This window comes from Pseudonocardia alaniniphila (genome assembly GCF_022524485.1).
GTDB lineage: Bacteria > Actinomycetota > Actinomycetes > Mycobacteriales > Pseudonocardiaceae > Pseudonocardia > Pseudonocardia alaniniphila.
Window position 1 is genome coordinate 149,687 of sequence record NZ_JAKXMK010000023.1, and the last position, 17,201, is coordinate 166,887.

14 protein-coding genes are annotated in these 17,201 nt (G+C 71.8%); 3 read left to right on the plus strand and 11 right to left on the minus strand.

Annotated elements, in window-relative coordinates:
• The first annotated feature begins 111 nt into the window (after positions 1 to 111).
• Both MMF94_RS25745 and MMF94_RS25750 read left to right on the plus strand, forming a co-directional pair.
• Positions 112 to 870 (plus strand): SDR family NAD(P)-dependent oxidoreductase, encoded by a 759-nt coding sequence (locus tag MMF94_RS25745; protein WP_241039748.1) that lies wholly within the window; start codon positions 112 to 114, stop codon positions 868 to 870.
• Positions 871 to 1,038: 168 nt separating this feature from the next.
• On the plus strand, positions 1,039 to 2,103 hold the full coding sequence (locus MMF94_RS25750) for a PA containing protein (protein ID WP_241039749.1): 1,065 nt from the start codon (positions 1,039 to 1,041) through the stop codon (positions 2,101 to 2,103).
• A 54-nt stretch (positions 2,104 to 2,157) separates the two neighbouring features.
• Here MMF94_RS25750 and MMF94_RS25755 read toward each other — a convergent pair whose 3' ends face one another.
• From MMF94_RS25755 to MMF94_RS25780, 6 genes are all read right to left on the minus strand, one after another.
• A complete protein-coding gene (locus tag MMF94_RS25755) occupies positions 2,158 to 3,456 on the minus strand; it encodes a thymidine phosphorylase (protein ID WP_241039750.1) in 1,299 nt (432 codons plus the stop codon).
• A gap of 110 nt (positions 3,457 to 3,566) precedes the next feature.
• Entirely contained in the window at positions 3,567 to 3,965 is a 399-nt protein-coding gene (locus tag MMF94_RS25760) for a cytidine deaminase (RefSeq protein ID WP_241039751.1), read from the minus strand.
• A 2-nt stretch (positions 3,966 to 3,967) separates the two neighbouring features.
• Positions 3,968 to 5,242 (minus strand): ABC transporter permease, encoded by a 1,275-nt coding sequence (locus MMF94_RS25765; protein WP_241039752.1) that lies wholly within the window; start codon positions 5,240 to 5,242, stop codon positions 3,968 to 3,970.
• The gene (locus tag MMF94_RS25770; RefSeq protein WP_241039753.1) at positions 5,239 to 6,336 is read right to left on the minus strand and encodes an ABC transporter permease; all 1,098 of its coding nucleotides are present in this window, start codon (positions 6,334 to 6,336) and stop codon (positions 5,239 to 5,241) included. Before MMF94_RS25770 ends, MMF94_RS25765 begins: the two co-directional genes overlap by 4 nt.
• Positions 6,333 to 7,889, minus strand: coding sequence for an ABC transporter ATP-binding protein (locus MMF94_RS25775; protein ID WP_241039754.1), 1,557 nt, complete (start codon positions 7,887 to 7,889; stop codon positions 6,333 to 6,335). The genes MMF94_RS25770 and MMF94_RS25775 overlap by 4 nt, the downstream gene beginning before the upstream one ends.
• Before the next feature lie 81 nt (positions 7,890 to 7,970).
• A complete protein-coding gene (locus MMF94_RS25780; RefSeq protein ID WP_379660539.1) occupies positions 7,971 to 9,125 on the minus strand; it encodes a BMP family lipoprotein in 1,155 nt (384 codons plus the stop codon).
• Between the two features lie 433 nt (positions 9,126 to 9,558).
• Here MMF94_RS25780 and MMF94_RS25785 point away from each other — a divergent pair, with 433 nt between their 5' ends.
• Entirely contained in the window at positions 9,559 to 10,698 is a 1,140-nt protein-coding gene (locus MMF94_RS25785) for a D-alanyl-D-alanine carboxypeptidase family protein (protein ID WP_241039755.1), read from the plus strand.
• A 17-nt stretch (positions 10,699 to 10,715) separates the two neighbouring features.
• Here the strand turns inward: MMF94_RS25785 and yhjD are convergent, their stop codons facing one another.
• The 5 genes from yhjD to MMF94_RS25810 all read right to left on the minus strand — a co-directional run bounded on the left by yhjD (position 10,716) and on the right by MMF94_RS25810 (position 17,164).
• Positions 10,716 to 11,789, minus strand: coding sequence for an inner membrane protein YhjD (yhjD, locus tag MMF94_RS25790; RefSeq protein ID WP_241039756.1), 1,074 nt, complete (start codon positions 11,787 to 11,789; stop codon positions 10,716 to 10,718).
• A 10-nt stretch (positions 11,790 to 11,799) separates the two neighbouring features.
• Positions 11,800 to 12,822, minus strand: a complete 1,023-nt coding sequence (gene trpS, locus MMF94_RS25795) for a tryptophan--tRNA ligase (RefSeq protein ID WP_241039757.1) — start codon at positions 12,820 to 12,822, stop codon at positions 11,800 to 11,802.
• Between the two features lie 51 nt (positions 12,823 to 12,873).
• Entirely contained in the window at positions 12,874 to 14,112 is a 1,239-nt protein-coding gene (locus tag MMF94_RS25800) for a CoA transferase (protein ID WP_241039758.1), read from the minus strand.
• A gap of 32 nt (positions 14,113 to 14,144) precedes the next feature.
• A complete protein-coding gene (locus tag MMF94_RS25805; protein WP_241039759.1) occupies positions 14,145 to 14,321 on the minus strand; it encodes a hypothetical protein in 177 nt (58 codons plus the stop codon).
• A 242-nt stretch (positions 14,322 to 14,563) separates the two neighbouring features.
• Positions 14,564 to 17,164 (minus strand): bifunctional FO biosynthesis protein CofGH, encoded by a 2,601-nt coding sequence (locus MMF94_RS25810; protein WP_241039760.1) that lies wholly within the window; start codon positions 17,162 to 17,164, stop codon positions 14,564 to 14,566.
• Positions 17,165 to 17,201: the final 37 nt, after the last annotated feature.

The following is a 17,201-nucleotide window of genomic DNA, read 5'->3' on the forward strand; positions in this document are numbered from 1 at the left end:
GAGGAGCGCCCCCCACGTCACCCGTCGGGGCGGGAGATCCACCCCTGATCGCCGATCTCCACCCCTGATCCCCGACGGCCACCCGTCACCGCGGGCTGACATGCTGAACCAATGATCTTCGAAGGCGACGTCGTGCTGGTCACGGGCGGTTCACGCGGAATCGGCCGGGCAGCGGCGCGTGAGTTCGCCGCGGCGGGAGCCACCGTCGTCGTCCAGTACCGGAAGGACCGCCGGGCGGCCGAGGAGGTGCTCTCCGAGCTCGGGCCGGGTGCACACATCGCGCTCCAGGCCGATGTCGCCGACCCCGGGCAGGTGCAGAACCTCGTGCAGACCGTGGTCGAGCGCCTCGGCTGGATCGGCGTCCTCGTGAACAACGCCGGCGTCTACGAGCGTCACCCCGTCCCGACCACGGACTACGCGGAATGGCAGGAAGCGTGGCGGCGGACGATCGACACCAACCTGATCGGGCCGGCGAACCTCGTGCACTGCGTGGTGCCGCACATGATCGCGGCGGGCGGCGGCCGGATCGTGAACGTCACCTCGCGCGGGGCGTTCCGCGGGGAACCGGAGCACCCGGCGTACGGGGCGAGCAAAGCCGGGCTGAACAGCCTGAGCCAGTCGCTGGCCCAGGCGCTCGCACCCCACGGCATCTACGTCACGGCGGTCGCGCCGGGGTTCGTCGAGACCGACATGGCGGCGCCCTACCTCGACGGGGCGGACGGTGCGGCGGTCCGGGCGCAGAGCCCGCTCCGAAGGGCGGCCACCCCGGAGGAGATCGCTCGCGTCATCGTCTTCCTGGCCTCGCCCGGCACCGAGTACGCCATCGGCGCGATCGTCGACGTGAACGGGGCGTCGTACCTCCGGTCCTGAAAGTGCTGCCACCCGGCGCAGACCGTGACGCACGAGAGTGACAAACTACTCTGAACGGGGTAAAGGCTCCCGAACGGGGAGTCGTGAAGGGGCAATCCGCGCGCCTCGCTACCCTCAGTGCGCACGGCACTCCCCGTTGTCCGGCAAAGAGGAAGCTCCCCGCCCGCCATGAGCAATGACTCCACACTGTCGTTCGACCGCATGCGCGGCATGCTCATGCGCGCGGCAGAGATCCGCGACAGCGAGCAGCAGCAGATCTTCGACTCGCTCGACGAGATCCACGCCCGGCTCGCCGCGCTCGACGCGCTGGGCACGGTCCGCAAGCGGCTCACCGAGCTTCCCGACCGCACCGAGGTCAGCGTGCTGGCCGAGCGGCTGGACGAGACGGTGGCCAAGCTCGACGCCCAGGACAGCGCCATCGCCGCCGTCATGCGGGCCGTCGAGGGGCTGCCCGACAAGATCGCCAAGCCGATCGCGCAGCTCGACGGGCGGCTCGACGGAATGGCCGGGCGGCTGGAGGGCGTGTCCGGCCGGATGGACGGGCTCGACGACCGGCTCCTGGGCCTCCACAAGCGTCTCGACGACCTCGACAACCGCCTCGACCGGCACGAGATGCGGCTCGACGCGATGCCGTCCTCGGTGGGCACGCCGATCAAGGAGCGGATCGACGGGATCGAGCGCGCGGTCCGCGAGCAGCTCGAGACGGCCGTCCGTTCCATGGACGAGTCCGACGAGGGCATGCGCAACCTGCTCGGCGACACCAGCATCGGGCTGCACCGGCGGCTCGAGGACCTGGCATCCCGTCCCGCGGTCGACCCGACGGAACCGCTCGACGGCCTGGCGCAGCGGCTGGAGTCGTTGTCCACCCGGCTGGAGACCGTCAGCGAGCGCCTCAACGCTCTCGAGGAGGGCGTGTCCGGGCGTCTCGGCTCACTCAGCGGCGAGATCGACCTGAAGCTCGAGAAGCTCGACGCCGCGCTGGTGCAGCGGCCCGACTCCACCTCGCTGCGCACGCTGGTGGAGCAGGCCAACGAGGAGTCCGAGCGGCGTAACGCCGGTCAGCTCGACGAGGCCATGGCCACGTTCGCTGAGCTGATCCTGGGCCGGGGCCCCGCCGCCCAGTCGCCGCCGCCGCCCCCGCGTCCGGCTCAGCGGCGGGCGCGCAAGATCACGGTGAAGTCCCCCAACGGGGCGTCGATCGGCGACACCGTGGCCGACGACCCGGACGACTGAGAACATCCGAACCCGGCAACGGCCCGGACGCCTCGTGGCGTCCGGGCCGTTGCGCTAGCCGGCCTTGATCGTGTCCAGCACCAACGGGCCACGGTCGGACGGCTCGTCGGAGACCTCCACGCCGCCCGCCAGGGCCGCGCGGGCGCCCGCCATCGCGTCGGGGGTGTCCGTGTGCAGCTCCAGCAGTGGCTGACCGGCGGCGACCTCCTCGCCGAGCCCGACGAGGAGCCGCACCCCGGCCGCAGCCTGCACGGCGTCCTCCTTGCGGGCACGGCCGGCGCCCAGCCGCCACGCCGCCACCCCGACGGCCATGGCGTCGAGCCGGGTCAGCACACCTGAGCGCTCGGCGACGTGTACCTCCACGTGCTTCGCCACCGGCAGAGCCGCGCTCGGGTCGCCGCCCTGGGCAGCGATCATCCGTTCCCACACCGAGTACGCGGCGCCGGACGCGAGCACCTGCGCCGGGTCCACGGCGGTGATCCCGGCCAGGGTCAGCATCTCCCGGGCGAGCGCCACCGTCAGCTCGACGACATCGGCCGGACCACCTCCACGCAGCACCTCTACCGACTCGGCCACCTCGAGAGCGTTGCCGACGGCCCGGCCGAGCGGCACCGACATGTCGGTGAGGAGCGCGGTGGTCGGCAGCCCGTGCGCCTCGCCGATCCGCACCATCGTCGCGGCGAGCTCGCGCGCCCGCGCTTCCGTCTTCATGAACGCCCCGGACCCGACCTTGACGTCGAGCACCAGGCCGCCGGTGCCTTCGGCGATCTTCTTGCTCATGATCGAGCTGGCGATGAGCGGGATCGACTCGACGGTTCCGGTGACGTCGCGGAGCGCGTAGAGCTTGCGGTCGGCGGGCGCCAGCGCCGGGGTGGTCGCGCAGATCACCGCGCCGACGTCGGCGAGCTGGGCGGCGATCTCCTCCAGCGACAACGAGGCCCGCCAGCCCGGGATCGACTCCAGCTTGTCGAGCGTGCCGCCGGTGTGGCCGAGCCCGCGGCCGGACAGCTGGGGCACGGCGGCACCGCACGCCGCCACGAGCGGGGCGAGGGGAAGGGTGATCTTGTCGCCGACGCCGCCGGTCGAGTGCTTGTCGACCAGGGGGCGCCCAGTCGACGACATCGACAGCACGTCCCCCGAGTCGATCATCGCCTGCGTCCAGCGCGAGATCTCCTCGGCGTCCATGCCGTTGAGGAGGATGGCCATCGCGAGTGAGGCCATCTGTTCGTCGGCGACGTCCCCGCGGGTGTAGGCGGCGACGACCCAGTCGATCTGCTCGTCGGACAGCCGCCCGCCGTCCCGTTTGGCGGTGATGACCTCGACCGCACTGATGCTCTGGACGGCGTCGGGCACGCTGGTCCTCCGGTGCTCGTGGATCAGGAATTCTCAGGATGCCAGTGCCGATCCGGAGGCCCGGTCGGCGGCTCGCGTGGCCTGCGATCGCGAGGCCCAGGGGCCAGTGCTCAGCTCCGGTCCGGGAGGTCGGCGGGGCCGAACGCGTCCGGCAGCACCTCCCGCATCGGGAGGATGCCGCGCGGGGTGTCGACCAGGCAGTCCGGGCCGCCGAACTCGTAGATGATCTGCCGGCAGCGCCCGCACGGCATGAGCAGCTCCCCCGTGCCGGAGCGGCACGCCACGGCGACGAAGCGACCCCCGCCGGTGAGCCGCAGCTGCCCGGCCATCGTGCACTCGGCGCAGAGGCCGAGGCCGTACGAGGCGTTCTCCACGTTGCATCCGGTGACGACACGGCCGTCGTCGCAGACGGCCGCCGCCCCGACCTGCAGGTGTGAGTACGGCGCGTAGGCCGACGCGGCCGCGGCGACGGCCGCTTCGCGCAATGCGTCCCAGGGGACGTCAGTCATCATCAACCTCGGCTACCTTCACCTCTCCGATACTCGACGCCGTCGGCCGCAGGCGGCCGTAGTCGTTGGGACGCCACCGCGAGCACCAGCAGCGTGACGAGCTGCGGTGCGTAGGCGGCGAACTCGCGTGGCACCGTGTCGATCGAGTAGTACACGACGTACACCACCGCGCCCACGACGGCGGCGACCAGCGCCGCACGCCACCGGCGCCGCGCCACCCACAGCACGGCGAGGCCGACCGCCAGGATCGTCGCGCCGTAGAGGAGCCCGTGCACCGCCTCGCCACCGGCCCGCAACTGCACACCGTCGACGTAGCCGAAGAGCGCCGACCCTGCGAGCAGGCCACCGGGTCGCCAGTTGCCGAAGATCATCGCGGCGAGACCGATGTACCCGCGGCCGCCGGTCTGGCCCTCCAGGTAACCCAGCTGGCCGGGGTTCAGCGTCAGCGCCGCACCGCCCAGCCCGGCGAGCGCGCCGGACGCGACCACCGCGACGTACTTGTAGGTGGCGACCTTGACCCCGAGCGACTCGGCGGCCACCGGGTTCTCCCCGCAGGAGCGCAGCCGCAGCCCGAAGCGGGTGCGCCACAGCACCAGGTAGCTGATCGGCACGAGCGCGAACCCGATGATGACGAGCGGCGTAAGGCCGCTGAGCAGGCCGCCGAGAAGCCCCGCCACGTCCGAGAGCAGCACCCGTTGCTGCGACTCGACGGACGCCAGACCGTCGGCCACCGGTTGTACGGAGAAGGTGTCGAACGCCTCGACCCGCGGGGACTGGCGCGGATTCTGCGAGATCGGCTCGAAGAGCAGCGTGGACAGGTACTTCGTGACGCCCATGCCGAGCAGCGTGATCGCGACGCCGGACACGATGTGGTTGACGTTGAACGTCACCGTGGCGACGGCGTGCAGCAGCCCGCCGAGGGCGCCGAGGACGAGGCCGCCGAGCACCGCAGCCCACGGCCCCCACTGGTATCCGGCCCAGGCCGCGCCCCAGGTGCCGAGGATCATCATGCCCTCGAGACCGATGTTGATCACGCCCGCGCGTTCGGACCACAGCCCGCCGAGCCCGGCGAACAGGATCGGGAGCAGCAGCAGCACGGCGGCCTGCGTGGTGCCGCGAGAGGTCAGCTGGTACTGCCCGGTCAGAGTGGCCGTGATCGAGAGGATCACCACGCCGGCGGCCACGACGATCAGCGCACGGGCCCACGACGGGACGCGGCGCCGCTGTGGTGCGGCCGGGGGCGGGGCCGCCACCGGCGCTGTGGTCAGGGCCGTCATGACGCCACCGTCTCGGTCCGAGCTTCCACGGCCGGGGCGCTGCGCAGCTGCGCGGCCACCCTGCGCTGCTCGGCGGCGAGCTCGTAGCGCCGCACGATCTCGTACGCGATGACCACGGACAGCACCACCGACCCCTGCATGATCAGCACGATCTCCCGCGGCACGCCGACGTTGTCGAGTGCGAGGGCCGACTTGTCCAGGAACGCCCAGAGCAGCGCCCCGAGCGCGATGCCGAGCGGGTGGTTGCGGCCGAGCAGGGCGACCGCGATGCCGGTGAACCCGTAGCCCTGCGGCGAGGTGAGCGTGTAGGCGAAGTCGCGCCCGAGCAGCTCGGGGAGCCCGGCCAGGCCCGCGACCGCACCGGAGAGCACCAGCGCGATGATCACCATGCGCCGGGCGTCGACCCCGCCCGCCGTGGCGGCCGTCGGCGACTCCCCCGATGCCTTGAGCTCGAACCCGAACCGCGTGCGGTTGAGCAGGAACCAGTAGCCGAGCCCGAGCAGCGCGGCCACGGCGACCATCCCGAAGAGGGTGCCGCTCGTGCCGAACGAGACCCCGGGGAACTGACCGCTCGGCTCGATCGGGGCGGTGGAGATGTTGTTGCCCTGGAGCACGCCGAACGAGTCGGGCCGGATGAGGTAGGCGATCAGGCCGGTCGCGATGAAGTTCAGCATGATCGTCGAGATCACCTCGCTGACACCGCGGTAGGCCTTGAGCAGCGCGGCGATACCCGCCCACGCCGCGCCCACCACGGCTGCGACCACGATGATCACGAGCGTGTGCAGCACCGGCGGCAGCACGAGCGAGCCGCCGACGATCGCGGCCACGCAGGCCGCCAGCCGGTACTGGCCCTCGATGCCGATGTTGAACAGCTTCATCTGGAAGCCGATCGCCACGGCCAGTGCCGCGATGTAGTAGATGGCCCCGCTGTTGATGATGTCGACGGCCGTGGTGCCCTCACCGACCTGCGTGATCATGACCGTCAGAGCGGTGATCGGCGAGTCGCCGCTGATCAGTAGCGCGACGGCGCACAGCAGCGCCGCGAAGACGATCGCCAGCGCGGGTGGCAGCAGCACGGTGCGGACGCGGTTCATGCAGGCACCGCCTCGGAGTCGTCGGCACCGGTCATCGCCGCGCCGAGCTCCTCGGGTGTGACGGTCGCGGGGTCGGCGTCGGCGACCAACGTGCCGCGCAGCATCACCTTGATCGTGTCGGAGAGCCCGATCAGCTCGTCGAGGTCGGCGCTGATCAGCAGCACCGCGAGCCCGCGAGCCCGCGCGCGGCGTAGCTCCTCCCAGATGCCCGCCTGCGCCCCGACGTCGACGCCGCGGGTCGGGTGCGACGCGATCAGCAGCACCGGGTCGCCCGAGAGCTCCCGTCCGACAACGAGCTTCTGCTGGTTGCCGCCGGACAGCGCGGCGGCCGGCACGTCGACGCCCGGCGTGCGGACGTCGAACTCCGCGACGATCCGCTCGGTGTCGCGCCGGGCGGCCGCCCGGTCGAGCAGGCCGAGGAACCCGCCTCGGGACACCGGCGGCCGGCTCTGGTGGCCGAGCATGCGGTTCGCCCACAGCGACTGGGTGGCGAGGAGCCCGTGGCGCGTGCGGTCCTCGGGCACGTAGCCGATTCCCGCCTCTCGCCGCGCGAGGGTGCTGGCATGGCTGAGGTCCCGGCCGCCCAGCACCACCCTGCCCGCGCTCGCCCGGCGCATCCCCATGATCGTCTCGACGAGCTCGGTCTGGCCGTTGCCCTCGACGCCCGCGATCCCGAGCACCTCACCGGCGTGCACCACGAGGTCGATCCCCGCGAGCACCGGCCGCGCGCCGCTCTCGCCCGCCAGTTCCAGCCCTTCGACGCGCAGCACCTCGCGATCGGTGACCGTGGAGTCGCGGGTCTCCGGGCTGGGTAGCTCGCTCCCGACCATCATCTCGGCGAGCTGACGGCTGGTCACCGAGGCCGGGTCGGCCGTGCCGACGGACGTGCCGCGGCGGATGACCGTGATCGAGTCCGCGATGGCGCGCACCTCGTCGAGCTTGTGGGAGATGAACAGGAACGTGAACCCGTCGGCGCGCATGGTGCGCAGGGTGTCGAACAGTTCGTCGACCTCCTGGGGCACGAGCACGGCGGTCGGCTCGTCGAGGATCACGGTGCGCGCACCGCGGTAGAGCACCTTGATGATCTCGACGCGCTGGCGGTCGGCCACTCCGAGGCGCTCGACGAGGACACGCGGGTCGACCTCGAGGCCCACCGTGGCGGCGAGCTCGGCGATCCGTCGGCGGGCTGCGCCGCCGATACCGAGTAGCCCCTCGGCCCCGAGCAGGATGTTCTCCGCCACCGTGAAGTTGTCGGCCAGCATGAAGTGCTGGTGCACCATGCCGATCCCGGCCTTGATCGCGTCGGACGGGGATCGGAACCGCACGGTCCGACCGTCGACCGAGATCGTGCCCTCGTCGGGCTGCTGCATCCCGTAGAGGATCTTCATCAACGTGGACTTGCCTGCGCCGTTCTCACCGCAGAGGGCATGGACCTCGCCGCGGCGGACCTGCAGATGGATGTCGTCGTTGGCGACCACGCCGGGGAAACGCTTCGTGATACCGGTGAGCTCGACGGCGTATTCGGCCGCACTCGTGGCCATGCTCGTGGCCATGGCTGGAGCCTTTCGAAGGGGGACGTGGTTCGGGGGCCGGGGCCGCCTAGGCGACTCCGGCCCCCGACAGGTGCCCCGGGGTCAGGACGACGTGGGCGTGGTCTCGACCGAGATCACGCCGCTGATGATCGCGGCCTTGTACGCGTCGAGCTGGGTCGTGATGTCGTCGACCTTGCCGCCCGAGGTGGCGTACCCGACTCCGTCCACCTTCAGGTCGAAGGTGTCGGGCAGGGTGCTGAGGTTCCCGGCCGCCGCGGCGTTGATGTAGTCGAAGACCGCCACGTCCACGCGCTTCAGCATCGACGTGATGATCACGTCCTTCACGTCGGAGAGGCCCGGGATGTTGTGCTGGTCCGAGTCGACGCCGATGGCGGACTTGCCCGCGGCCTTCACGGCCTGGAACACGCCCTGCCCCGACGCTCCCGCGGCGTGGTAGATCACGTCGGCGCCGCCGTCGAGCTGACCGGTGGCCACCACCTGCCCCTTGGCGGGGTCGCTGAAGCCGGTGAAGTCACCGGCCGGGGTGAGGTAGTCGACGTCGACCTGGATGTCGGGCGCCACGGCCTTCGCACCCTGCACGTATCCGGCCTGGAACTTCTGGATCAGCGGCTGCTCGACCCCGCCGACGAACCCGATCTTGCACGTCTGCGTCTTGAGCGCTGCGGCGACACCCACCAGGAAGGAGCCCTGCTCCTCGGCGAACACCAGCGGCGTGACGTTCGGCAGCTCGACCGAGCTGTCGTCGACGATCGCGAACTGGGTGTTCGGGCTCTCGGCCGCGACGGTCTTCAGCGCGGTGGCGTACTTGAAGCCGACCGCGATGACCGGGTTGTAGCCCTCGCTCGCGAGCTGGCGCAGCCGGGTGGCCGCTGCGTCCTCGCTCTCGTTCGGGCCTGCGGTGAGCTCCTTGGTGTTGGCCTTGGCGAGACCGAGCTCGCTGATGGCCCGGTCGAGGCCTGCGCCCGCGGCGTCGTTGAAGGACGCGTCGCCGCGGCCGCCGATGTCGAAGGCCAGACCGACCTTGAGGCCGCTCGCGTCGGCGTTCGGCAGCGCAGGCGCCGGGCTCGCGGAGCCGCCGCCAGGGGCGGACGGCGCGGAGTTCCGCGCGCACGCACCCGCATTCGTCCCACCGCCGCCGGCGGGCTGGCTGGTCCCGGTGTCGCGGGCACAGCCCACCACCACCAGCGCGCTGGTCAGCACGGCAGCTGCCAGCACGAATCCACGTCTGATCCGCACTGAAGAAGGCCTCCTGTTCCGGCATGACCGATCTCGGACGGCACGCCGGAGGGGAACGTAGCCGAGCGATTGATCAGTTCACAGAAAGGAATCAGTGGCGTGACCTAATCGTCGGCTCCGTTCAGTGAGCGCGAGGTCACGTGCAGCAACCAGCTTGCAAGGCGGCGCCTTCCCACCTCGCAAGCACCCGATTGGCGTTGATCATGATAGGGGCTCGCGCGCTTCCCGGGTAGCAAGAAACCGTCCCCGGCGAGTCGCCCGATCCCGGGGCGCGGGCCGTCGGCTCCCCCGGCCCCGTGTTCGCCCGGTTGGCGCAGCTCAGGTCACGTTCACCCCGGTTCATGGCGGCGACAACGGGTGGTTCGGCCCGCCGGCCGAGGAAGCCACTCCTCGGGTGACCCACCGCGGCGTGGAGCGATCGTAGAGTCACGGCGTGCAACTTCTGGGCATCATCGCGGTGGTGGCTGCCCTTGTCGCGCCCGTGACGCCGGCCCCGGGATGCGCGGGCCAGCAAGCTCCGCCTCCCCCGTTCGCCCGCGAAGAGCTCGTTGCCGCCGTCGAGCCCTTGCCGTGGCCTGCCGAACCGGTGGGCGGCCCGCAGCTCGGAACCTGCGGTGAGGCCGGGACGACGGGCGCGCCACAGGTGGGCGCCCCCTCGTGGGTGCTCGCGGACATGGACTCCGGTGCCGTGCTGGCCGCCCGGGCGCCGCATGCGCGCCACCGGCCCGCGTCGACCCTCAAGGTGCTCACGGCGATCGTCGCGGTGCGCAACCTCGACCCGGACGCCGTGGTCGACGGCACGGCAGAGGACCAGCAGATCGAGGGCAGCAAGGCGGGCATCGGACCCGGCGGTCGCTACACCGTTCGCCAGCTTCTGGCCGGTCTTCTGCTCAACTCCGGCAACGACACCGCACAGGCCCTCGCCCGCGCTCAGGGTGGCGACGCCCTGACACGGGCACGCATGGCCGCCGTCGCCGGTGAGCTCGGTGCGTTGGACACGTTGCCGGCCTCGGTGTCCGGCCTGGACGGCCCGGGGATGTCGACGTCGGCCTACGACCTCGCGCTGCTCTTCCGCGTCGCGATGCGCGAGCCGTTGTTCGCCGGCACGATCGCCACCCGCAGCGTGGCCTTCCCGGGATACGGCGACAGGCCCGGGTTCGTGGTGAGCAACACGAGCCATCTGCTCGGGCAGTACCCAGGGGCGCTCGGGGACAAGACCGGGTTCACGGACGCGGCCCGGCACACCATCGTCGGAGCCGCGGAACGCAACGGGCGACGGCTGGTGGTCGCCCTCGTGCGCGGCGAGCAGCATCCCGTGCCGTTGTGGAAGCAGGCCGCGGCGCTGCTGGACTGGGGTTTCGCGCAGCCGGCGGATGCGGAGCCGGTCGGGACGCTCGTCGACCGGGCGCCGGTGGAGTCTCCTCCGGTGATGAACACACCCGCCGTCGTCCCGGACGTGACGGCGCGAGAGCCGAGCCACGCGACGGTGGTGCCGGTGCTGCCGATCGGGCTCGCCGTCGCGGCCGGCGCGACCGCCGTTCTGCTGACCCTGCGCCGCCGGTCCCGCCGCTGAGCTCGGCGGCTCTCGGATCAGCCGTCGCGGCGGCGGCCCGGGAGGAAGCGGCTGCCGACCAGGCCGGTGACGAGACCCGCGCCGAGCAGGCCGAGAGCCGTGCCGCCGGTCGGGCCGGATCGCACCGTGACCGCCGGCCTGATCACGGCGGGCGGGGGCACCGGGGTGGGCTCCTCCTGCTCGTTCTCCCGGGAGGTCGCCGCCCACGCCGTGACGAGGAGGATGAACCGCGAGACGAAGTAGGCGAACACGAGCAGACCGAGGAGCGGGCCGAAGATCGCCCCGCTCGGCGAACTGGTGACCGCGCCGAGGTAGTAGGTCATCACCTGCTTGAGCACCTCGAAACCGATCGCGCCCAGCACGGCTGCCTTGGCCGCGCTCCGCAGCGTCGCGTGCTGGCGGGGCAGGCGGGCGATCACCCAGAGGAAGATGAGCCAGTTCGCCAGCAGCCCGAGCGCCACTCCGATCACGGTGAACATGACCGGCGCCCAGCCCTCGTCGGCGAGCCCCACGAGCCGGAGCACGGTGGCGACGAACCCGGACGCCAGGCCGGTGATCGCGAAGGACGCCACCAGAGCCAGGCCGAGGCCGAGGAGCGTGAGCAGGTCGAAGAGCAGGCGCTTGAGCAGCGGCGGGGCGGTCGGGACCTGCCCCCACTGCGCCGACAGCGCATCGCGCAGGTTGGACATCCAGCCGATGCCGGAGTAGAGCGCGGCGAGCAGGCCGATGATGCCCACGGCGTTGCGGGACGCGATCGCGCCGTTGATGATCGGCATGATCACGCTCTCCAGCCCCGCCGGCACATTCTTCGCGATTCCGGCCTGCAGCTCCGCCAGCAGTTCCGGCCGGAGGAACAGCACGTACCCGGCGGCGGCGAACGCCACCATCACGAGTGGCACCAGCGACAGGACACTGAAGTACGTGATGGCCGCGGCGTAGTGGTCGCCGTTGCGCGCGCTGTAGCGCGCCCCGGCGCGCATGAGATGATCGAGCCACTCGTAGCGCTCCCGGAGCCGCTCCACCATCGAGGGGCCGCCCTTCGCCCCAGCGTCCTTCTCACCTGCGTTCGTCCGGGCTGCTGGGGCGGCCACACTCGTCACCTCATCCGGTCGGTGGCAAGAACCCGATCTTCTCGTGGACGGCGGCCAGTGTCGCGCCGGCGACCTCCCGCGCCCGGGAGGCGCCAGCAGCAAGCACCCGGTCGAGCTCGGCCGGATCGTCCAAGTACGTCCGTACCCGTTCTCGCAGCGGCTCAACGAATTCGGCGACGACGTCGGCGAGGTCCTTCTTCAGGTCGCCGTAGCCCTTGCCCGCGTACGCCTCCTCCAGTTCGGAGATCTTCCGGTCGGAGAGGGCGGAGTAGATCGTCAGGAGGTTCGAGACACCGGGCTTGGTCTCCGGGTCGTACCGGATCTCCCGCTCGGTGTCGGTGACGGCGGAGCGGATCTTCTTCGCGCTCACCTTCGGGTCGTCGAGCAGCTCCACGATCCCGGACGGGCTCGACGCCGACTTGCTCATCTTCGCCGTCGGGTCCTGCAGGTCCTGGATCTTGGCGATCCCCGGCGGGATGTAGGGCTCGGGCACGGTCAGTGCCTTGCCGTACCGGGAGTTGAACCGCTGCGCGAGGCCGCGGGTGAGCTCGACGTGCTGGCGCTGGTCCTCGCCCACCGGCACCCGGTCGGGCTGGTAGAGCAGGATGTCGGAGGCCATCAGCATCGGATAGGTGAACAGGCCGACCGTGGCGCGGTCGCTGCCATGGCGCGCGGTCTTGTCCTTGAACTGCGTCATCCGACTCGCTTCACCGAACCCGGTGAGGCACTCCAGCACCCACGCCAGCTGTGGGTGCTCGGGCACGTGGGACTGCACGAAGACCGTGCAGCGGTCGGGATCGAGGCCCAGGGCGAGCAGCTGCGCGACGGCGTTGCGCGTGCGGGCGGCGAGCGTCTTCGGGTCGTGCTCGACGGTGATCGCGTGCAGGTCGGGGACGAAGTAGAACGCGTCGTGGTCGTCCTGCATGGCGACCCACTGCCGCACCGCACCGAGGTAGTTACCGAGGTGGAACGACTCCGCGGTCGGCTGGATGCCGGAGAGCACCCGCGGACGGCGGTCGGTGGCGGCGGTCATGCCTCGATTCTCGCAACCGACGTCCACCCGGTATCAGGCCGGTGCCCCGCATCACGCCGAGTGTCTGCCCGCGTCCGCGACGGTGCCTGCGTCCATCAGCTTGCCGATCTCGGCGGCGTCGAGGCCGAGCAGCTCGGCGAGAACCTGCCCGGTGTCGCGCCCGAGCTCGGGAGCCTCCCCCGGGCCGCCGTGGTCACCGTTCCACCGCATCGGTGACCGGGCGGTGATCGCAGCTTCCCCGCCGGGCAGCGTCATGTCGACGAGCACCGGGTGGGCACCCTCCCGGTGGGCGGCGACCACCTCGGTCATGCCGCGGTAGCGGCCCCACAGCACCCGCGCGGCGTCGAGCTCCTCGCTGACCTGCGCGAGGTTCCGCGCGGCGAACCACGGCCGCAGGATCGCCGCGATCGTCTCCCGCAGCCGGTAGCGCTCGGCCTCCTGGGTGAGGTCTGCGGAGAGTGCCGTCTCCAGCGCGTCGAACACCCCGGCCGTGCCGGTCACCTTGCGCAGCGCGTCCCACTGGCCCTCGGTCAGCGCGACGACCATCACCCGCTGCCCGTCCGAGCAGGCGAAATCGACTCCGAAGCTGCCGTACACGTGGTTGCCGTGCCGCGGCCGCTCCCGGCCACGCTCGGCGGCCTCCGACAACCAGCCGAGGTTCGCGACGCCCGCCAGCGCCACGTCGGACAGGGCGAGCTCGACGTACGCGCCCCGACCGGTGCGGGCCCGCTCGTACAGGGCGGCGAGCACGGCGGTGGAGACGCTGAGGCCGGTCGTGAAGTCCCAGGCCGGCAGCACGTGGTTGACGGGCGCGCCGCCCTCCTCCGGGCCCGTGATCTGCGGGATGCCCACCTCGGCGTTGACGGTGTAGTCGACAGCGGGCCGCCCGTCGGGGTAGCCCTGTACGCGGACGTGGATCAGGTCGGGCCGCCGGGCGGCGAGCACATCGTTGGCCATCCACCGCCGCCCCACCACGTTGTCGACGAGCACGCCGCGGTCCGGCCCCGGCGCGGTGACCAGGGCGGTGAGCAGCTCGCGGCCCGCCGGGGTCCGCAGATCGATCGCGACCGAACGCTTGCCCTTGTTGAGCGAGGCCCAGTAGTACGACTCGGCCTCTGCCCCGCCGGTGCCGTTGCCTGCCACGGGCCAGCGGCGGTAGTCACTGCCACCACCCACCGGGTCGACGCGCACGACGTCGGCTCCCAACTGGGCCAGCGTCATCCCACCGGTCGGTCCCGCGACGAAACTCGCGCACTCGACGACGTGCAGGCCTTCCAGCGGACGGCTCATCCCGCTTCCCTCCGATGTCGTCAAGGGAAGGTTCAGTCCTCCGACTCGGGGCCGGGAGTCTCCTCCTGCGGGGCCGGCTCGACCCGGCGGACCTCGACGGTGCGGTTGTCGAGGTCGATCGGGCCGAGCTCCCACTCCTGCCCGTTCCCGGACTCGCCGGACTCGTCACGGATCTTCGGACCGGGGAAGAGCTCACCGAGAACGCCCATGCCCCCACGATACGACCATCACCGCTGGTGGGCCGCGCCTGGCCGCGAGCGCGCGTCGCCACGCGGTGGGCGGTGCCGCTGCCAGGAGGCAGTCACGGCGGCGACCGCTTCACCGCAGCGCTGAGCCCGTCCACCGGGCCGGTGTGAGTTGGGCCCACGAGCGGGTCACCGTGGACACGTCACACCGACGTGTCCACGGCCGTCAGCCCGGGTTGCCGCCCTGTCGTCGCCGTTCGCCGCTGTCAGGCCGTGGTCAGCGGGAGCAACCGCGGACCCGACGGCTGCGCAGGCACCAGCCGCTCCACCGGCTCGCGGTAGGTGGTGCTGCGCTGCCGCACCGGACGTCCTGCCTTGGCCGCGATCGCCGCCAGCTCGGCCACCGTGCGCGCCGAACCGTTCTCCGAACCCGCCATCCGGCTGATCGTCTCCTCCATGAGCGTGCCGCCCATGTCGTCGGCGCCGCCCTGCAGGATCTCCGCGGAGAGGTCGTCGCCGAGCTTCACCCACGAGCACTGCACGTGGTCGATGCGACCGTGCAGGGCGAGCCGGGCGAACGCGTGCACGGCCCGGTTGTCGCGCGTGGTGGGCCCGGGGCGCGCGATGCCTGCGAGGTAGATCGGCGCGTTGTGGTGCACGAACGGGAGCGGGACGAACTCGGTGAACGACGCCGCGCCCGCTTCGAGGGACGTGTCCTGCAGGGTCGCGAGGGTGCGCAGGTGGCCGAGCCAGTGCCGTGGCTCGTCGACGTGGCCGTACATCATCGTCGACGACGACGGGATGCCGAGGCGGTGCGCCGTGCCGACGACCTCGAGCCACTGGGCGGCAGGCAGCTTGCCCTTGGTGAGCACCCAGCGCACCTCGTCGTCGAGGATCTCGGCTGCGGTGCCGGGGATCGACCCCAGCCCGGCATCGCGCAGCTCGGTGAGCCACTCCTCGATCGAGACGCCTGCCTTCGCCGATGCGCTGACGATCTCCATCGGGCTGAACGCGTGCACGTGCATGCCGGGTACCGCGGCCTTCACGGCGCGCACCAGGTCGGCGTAGAACGACACGGGCAGCTGAGGGTCGATCCCGCCCTGCATGCACACCTCGGTGGCGCCGTCCTCCGCGGCCTCCACGGCGCGCGCGGCCACCTCGTCGAGCGAGAGCCGGAACGCGTCGGCGTCGCGCTCGCGCTGCGCGAACGCGCAGAACCGGCACCCCACGTAGCAGACGTTCGAGAAGTTGATGTTGCGGTTGACCACGTAGGACACCGCGTCACCCACCACGTCGGCGCGCAGCTGGTCGGCGAGCCTGGCGAGCTCGTCGAGGGCCGGGCCGTCCGCGGTGAGCACGGCCATCGCCGCGGCCTCGTTCGCGGGGTCGAGCAGCGCGGCCGGATCGGACGCGGCGAGCGCGAGCCCGGCGCGGACGTCGGAGTCCAGCCGCTCCGGAGCGCTCCGCTGGTGCGCTGCGAGCTCGGAGCGCAGCTCGTCCCAGTCGCCGTAGACCGACTCGAAGTCGCCGCGCCGGTCCTCCGTGCGTCCCTCGGAGTCGATGGCGGTGTTGAGGTCGATCCGGCCGCTGGACTCGAACCCGCCATCGGGCTCCTGCCACGGCCGCCCCCGCACCGCGGCGCTGGCGTTCGCCAGTCCGGTCTCCGGGTCGGCGAGCGCGGCGACGTGCGCGTGCAAGCGCGTGTCGATCCAGGGCGACCCGGCCAGCACGTACTTCGGGTACGCGGTGAGCCGCTCCCGCAGCGTGAACCCGGCAGCGGCCGACCGGGCGGCCAGCTCATCGATCGCAGGCCACGGCCGCTCGGGGTTGACGTGGTCGGCCGTGACGGGCGAGACGCCGCCCCAGTCGTCGATGCCCGCGCGGAGCATCAGCGCGAACTCGTCACCGACGAGGTTCGGCGGCGCCTGCACCCGCATCTTCGGGCCGAGCACGAGCCGCGCGACGGCGATGGTGGCGGCCAGGTCGTCGAGGTCGGCGTCCGGGTCGTTCGCCATCGCCGTATCGGGCTTGGCGCGGAAGTTCTGGACGATCACTTCCTGGATGTGGCCGTGCGCTCGGGCTGCCGACCGGATCGCGAAGATCGACTCGGCCCGCTCCGTGCGCGTCTCGCCGATCCCGATGAGGATGCCGGTGGTGAACGGGACGCCCACCCGTCCGGCGTCGGTGAGGGTGCGCAGCCGTACCGCGGGGTCCTTGTCCGGGCTGCCGTAATGCGGCCCGCCCGGCTCGGACCACAGCCTCGTGGCCGTGGTCTCGAGCATCATGCCCATGCTCGGCGCCACCGGCTTGAGCCGCGTGAGCTCCGCCCAGCTCATGACACCGGGGTTGAGGTGCGGGAGCAGTCCCGTCTCCTCCAGCACCGCGATCGCGCAGGCGCGGACGTAGTCGAGGGTGGAACCGTAGCCACGCGCCTCGAGCCACTCCCTGGCTGCGGGCCAGCGTTCTTCCGGGCGGTCGCCCAGAGTGAACAGGGCTTCCTTGCACCCGGCAGCGGCTCCGGCCCTGGCGATCTCCAGCACCTCGTCGCGCTCGAGGAACGCGGCGGGCAGCCGATGCGGGACCGTGGCGAACGTGCAGTAGTGGCAGCGGTCGCGGCAGAGGCGGGTGAGCGGGATGAACACCTTCCGCGAGTACGTCACCACGCCCGGACGGCCCTCGGCGACCAGCCCGGCGTCACGCACCCGGGACGCCGCGGTAAGGAGCTCGTCGAGCTCCGCCCCGCGGGCGGCCAACAGCACGGACGCCTCGGTGACGTCGAGGGCGACACCGTCGCGGACCCGGCGCAGTGCTCGACGCAGGGCGGAGGCGGACGCCGGCGGCTCCGGCACGGTCACGAAATCAGACACTCCTGAACACTAGGTCGCGAGATGGAGCCCGGTCGAC

Coding starts and splice junctions, on each gene's coding strand:
- MMF94_RS25745 (WP_241039748.1), top strand. CDS start 112: ATGATCTTCGAAGGCGACGTCGTGCTGGTCACGGGCGGTTCACGCGGA.
- MMF94_RS25750 (WP_241039749.1), top strand. CDS start 1,039: ATGAGCAATGACTCCACACTGTCGTTCGACCGCATGCGCGGCATGCTC.
- MMF94_RS25760 (WP_241039751.1), bottom strand. CDS start 3,965: ATGACTGACGTCCCCTGGGACGCATTGCGCGAAGCGGCCGTCGCCGCG.
- MMF94_RS25765 (WP_241039752.1), bottom strand. CDS start 5,242: ATGACGGCCCTGACCACAGCGCCGGTGGCGGCCCCGCCCCCGGCCGCA.
- MMF94_RS25770 (WP_241039753.1), bottom strand. CDS start 6,336: ATGAACCGCGTCCGCACCGTGCTGCTGCCACCCGCGCTGGCGATCGTC.
- MMF94_RS25775 (WP_241039754.1), bottom strand. CDS start 7,889: ATGGCCACGAGCATGGCCACGAGTGCGGCCGAATACGCCGTCGAGCTC.
- trpS (WP_241039757.1), bottom strand. CDS start 12,822: ATGACCGCCGCCACCGACCGCCGTCCGCGGGTGCTCTCCGGCATCCAG.
- MMF94_RS25800 (WP_241039758.1), bottom strand. CDS start 14,112: ATGAGCCGTCCGCTGGAAGGCCTGCACGTCGTCGAGTGCGCGAGTTTC.
- MMF94_RS25805 (WP_241039759.1), bottom strand. CDS start 14,321: ATGGGCGTTCTCGGTGAGCTCTTCCCCGGTCCGAAGATCCGTGACGAG.